Source organism: Candidatus Caldatribacterium sp. (genome assembly GCA_014359405.1).
GTDB classification, from domain to species: domain Bacteria; phylum Atribacterota; class Atribacteria; order Atribacterales; family Caldatribacteriaceae; genus Caldatribacterium; species Caldatribacterium oleiphilum.
This window is the reverse complement of sequence record JACIZN010000069.1, coordinates 1-3824: the sequence shown is the minus strand read 5'-3', so window position 1 is coordinate 3824 and position 3824 is coordinate 1. Positions and strand designations below refer to the sequence as shown.

The 3824-nt window shown below is 54.0% G+C and carries 4 protein-coding genes and 1 pseudogene (1 of these 5 running past the window's edge); all 5 read left to right on the top strand.

What is annotated here, in order from left to right:
- Nucleotides 1-44, top strand: a pseudogene (locus H5U36_06495) (tryptophan-rich sensory protein); it begins 499 nt to the left of the window's first position.
- Between the two features lie 26 nt (nt 45-70).
- A complete protein-coding gene (locus H5U36_06490; GenBank protein ID MBC7217781.1) occupies nt 71-286 on the top strand; it encodes a hypothetical protein in 216 nt (71 codons plus the stop codon).
- 27 nt (nt 287-313) lie between these two features.
- A complete protein-coding gene (locus H5U36_06485) occupies nt 314-1531 on the top strand; it encodes a hypothetical protein (GenBank protein MBC7217780.1) in 1218 nt (405 codons plus the stop codon).
- A complete protein-coding gene (locus H5U36_06480) occupies nt 1521-2417 on the top strand; it encodes a 2-oxo acid dehydrogenase subunit E2 (GenBank protein MBC7217779.1) in 897 nt (298 codons plus the stop codon). Before H5U36_06485 ends, H5U36_06480 begins: the two co-directional genes overlap by 11 nt.
- Nucleotides 2410-3824 (top strand): acyl--CoA ligase (locus H5U36_06475; GenBank protein ID MBC7217778.1); only part of this gene is annotated, 1415 nt, incomplete at its 3' end. The genes H5U36_06480 and H5U36_06475, both read left to right, overlap by 8 nt.

Sequence of the window (3824 nt, the reverse complement as noted above, 5' to 3'; positions counted from 1 at the left end):
CACCACCCTCCTTGTGGCTTACAAATGGGGTCGACTCGGCCTGAGTGAAGAGTTCTGGACCATACTTGTCATGGGAATTGGAACCCTTCTTGCCCTCGTCATGCTCTTCGGACGAAGAGACCCCTTCTACGCCCTTGTCGTTGACTGGGCTATTTTAGGCATCCTTTTGAAACGCACGGCTGACACAACGGTCCGGGCCCAGGGAGTGGTACTTGCCGCAAGCGTCTTTCTCGTGCTCATCACCCTGTGCGTCATTGTCCAGTTCGCCCGGGGGAGGGTGTACTGAAGCGGTTATGCAAAAGGAATGAGTCCTGTGGAAAAGCAGCAAAAGCGCATTCTCATCCCCATGCTCGGATTAGGCGGCACCCACAGGATGGTAGCTTTCGCAGTCAAGGACGCCATAGAGGAAATTGCTCCTTCGCAGTACTGGATTGAGGTGGTGGATCTTGCAAGCGTGGCACAGGCAAAAAGAACAGAGCGTTTCCTCAAGCGTTCCTGGGATTTCGCCCTGTCCCATCCGGGCATAGCTTTAATCTTCAATCGGGCCATCGACAGCCTCTTTCCCCTCACCCACAGTCGGAATCTCCTCCGCTACCTCTTTCCCGATTTCACCCGCCGGGGTATAGAATACATCCGAGATTTTCGACCCGATTTCGTCTTTGCCACCCACTTTTTCTGTGGTACCCTTGCTGCCATGGCGCGGGAACGGTACAGCCTGCCATGTAAGGTTGTCGCCTTCATGACTGACCCATTCGTCGGCCACAGGATGTGGATTGACAACCGCTTAGACTTCATTGTGGCGAGTAACCCCATCGCTTCCTCCTATCTCCTCAAAAACGGAATGCCGAAGGAGAAAATCGTTACCCTCTCCTATCCTCTTCGAGCCCAATTTGCAAAAGGAATGACTGAAGAGGAGAAAGAGAAAGTGCGGAGGATGTATGGACTTGGCAGGGACAAGCTGACCCTTCTTTTCACTTCAGGCGAGCAGGGAATCGGCAAAACAAAAGACTATATCGAGGCGATATGTCACCGTAACTTGCCGGTCAACGTCATCGCAGTGTGTGGGAGAAACGAAAAACTCCATCGATTCTTGAGCAGCCTCCGCGAGGATGTGAATCTCAGGACAAACCTCATCGTCCTGGGCTATGTGGAGGAGATGCGTGCTCTTCTTGCCGTCGCAGACCTCTCCGTGTCTAAAGCCAGTCCAACCATTACCTTTGAGTCTCTGGCCTGCGGCTGTCCCCTCATTTTTACCCACTGGGTGTGCTTGAACGAGAGGGGCAACCTGGACTTTTGCCTCAAGGAAGGGGTCGGTTTCTATGCTCCTGACGTTTGCACCTTCCTCACCCTTCTCCAAAGGATCATGGAAGAACGGGAGCTCCTTGACCGCTGCCGCAGGAATATCGAGAGACTGAGGACCACACCGGTACTTGAGGGAATCGAAAAGGGGTCCTGGCGGGTGGCTCGATGGATTATTGAGCAACTTGAAACACCCTGTGCTACAGCTGGGGTGGTGGGTTGTGCAACTTAGGAAAAATTTCTTCTGGCGGCTCCTCATAAGGGACATCCGCTGTGACGGAGTCTTAGCACGGGACATCGACCCCATGCAAAGGCTGGAGCCCTTCATCTTTCCTACCCGGCACGAATCCGTCGTGTACTTCCGGGAGAGACTTGACGTCACCCATACCCTGGAATACCTGAGAGAGAAGAATGCCGGCAACCCTCCCCAAAAGGTAACCCTTTTCCACGTACTCCTTGCGGCGATTGTGCGGACCGCGGCCTTAAAGCCTAAACTCGGTCGGTTCGTCATAGGGAAGCGTATCTACGAACGGAACGAGATGCAAATTTCCTTCGTGGTGAAGAAGGAATTCACAGAGTCTTCCCGTGCGTTCGTGGTGAAGGAGACCTTTCTACCCACCGATACCCTCCTTGATGTGGTTGAACGGGTGGGAGCCTCTGTAGCGAGGGCTCGTGAGAAGGGCGATACCGAGAGCGAGCATCTCATTCGGCTTTTCTCCAGAATGCCCGGCTGGATGATCACCCTGGTTGCGGGGGTCTTACGTCTCCTCGACAACCTCGGCCTCTTGCCGACATCCATAGTGCGCGCGGACCCCTTCCATACCGGTGCGTTCGTGACGAATGTGGGGAGCATCGGAGTAGGGGCTCCCTACCACCACCTCTACGAATGGGGAACGGCCTCGGTCTTTGTGGCCCTGGGGAAGTACGCCGATGAGTGGGTGCTCAACGAGGAGGGCAAACCGGTGAAGAAAACCTTTGTGGAGGTTACCTTCACGGTGGATGAGCGTATCGCCGATGGATTCTACCTTGCCAGTGCTTTTCAGGTTTTCAAAAGGCTCATGGAGCAACCGGAAGAGTTAGAGAAACCTCTTGCCGCAGGAGCGGGTAAAGATGCATGAGAACCACAGCGAAAAGTCCATAGCTGAGCGGTTTTTGGATGCAGCCGAAAAGCACCCTGAACTAACTGCCCTTGAGTACTATGGGCGCCGAATTACCTACCGTGCGTTGAGCGAGAGAATCCGGAGATTCGCTTCCGCCTGGCAAAGGCTTGGGATTGCTCCAGGTGATCGGGTGATTCTCTGTCTCCCCAACGTTCCTGAGATGGTTATATCGCTCTACTCCCTCAACCTCATGGGGGCGGTGAGTTGCCTCGTGCATCCTCTCTCCACCGCTTCGGAAATGTCCTTTTACATCCAGGACACAGAGAGCAAGTGGCTCATCACCATGGATATTTTCTATCGGAACTTCAAGGAATGCGTTGAAGAGAGCGCGATCGCAAAAGTCGTACTGACGAACCCACTCGCAGAGCTCCCCTTTTCTCTCCGACTCCTTGCCCTTTTCCGAAAGAGGAAAGGCCATAAGGCTTTGCCCCTCAGGAATAACGATTTCCTGGTAAGCTGGGAGAATCTTGCGAGAGACCTTCCTCCACCTGTGGAACGGGCTTTTCACTATGCTCCTTGTGACCCTGCGCTCATTCTCTTCACCGGGGGCACCACCGGAACTCCAAAAGGGGTGCTCCTTACGAACGGAAACCTCAACGCCTTAGCCGACCAGGTACTCTCCCAGATTCGACCTTCTCCAGGCGAATCAGTACTCTGTATTCTGCCCTTCTTCCATGGATTCGGCCTGGGTGTGTGCCTCCATCCTGCGCTTTTGGGAGGCGGGTGCTGCATCCTTGTACCTCGCTTCAGCAAAGAAGAGTTCATCAAAGCTGTAGCCAAAAAGAAGCCAAATTACATTGCTGGTGTGCCCACCCATTTTGAAGCGCTGTTGAGTAGCAGAAAACTCGAGAGGCTCTCCTTCTCCTTCCTTAAGACCGCTGTCAGTGGAGGGGATAGAGTACCTCCCTCTCTCATCCACCGGTTCAACGACTTTATGAAGAACCACAAAAGCAACGTGACCCTCCGGGAAGGTTATGGCCTCACAGAGTGTGTCTCCGCCTGCTCAGTTATGCCCGAAAACTCCCAAAAAGCAGGGAGCATCGGACTACCTCTTCCGGGCAATCGCTTCAAAATCGTCCGTCCTCAGACAACGGAAGAAGTACCAAGAGGAGAAGAAGGAGAAATCTGCGTCAGTGGACCCACGGTGATGCTCGGCTACAATAACCGTCCCGATGAAACAGCACAGGTCCTTCGGCAACACGAGGACGGTCGCCTCTGGCTCCACACCGGAGATTTGGGCTTTATGGACGAGGATGGGTACGTGTACTTCACCGGCCGCCTCAAAAGAATCATCAAATGTTCAGGCTTTTCCGTCTATCCCTCCCGGGTGGAGAAGGTCATCGAAAGCCACCCTGCGGTTCTGCA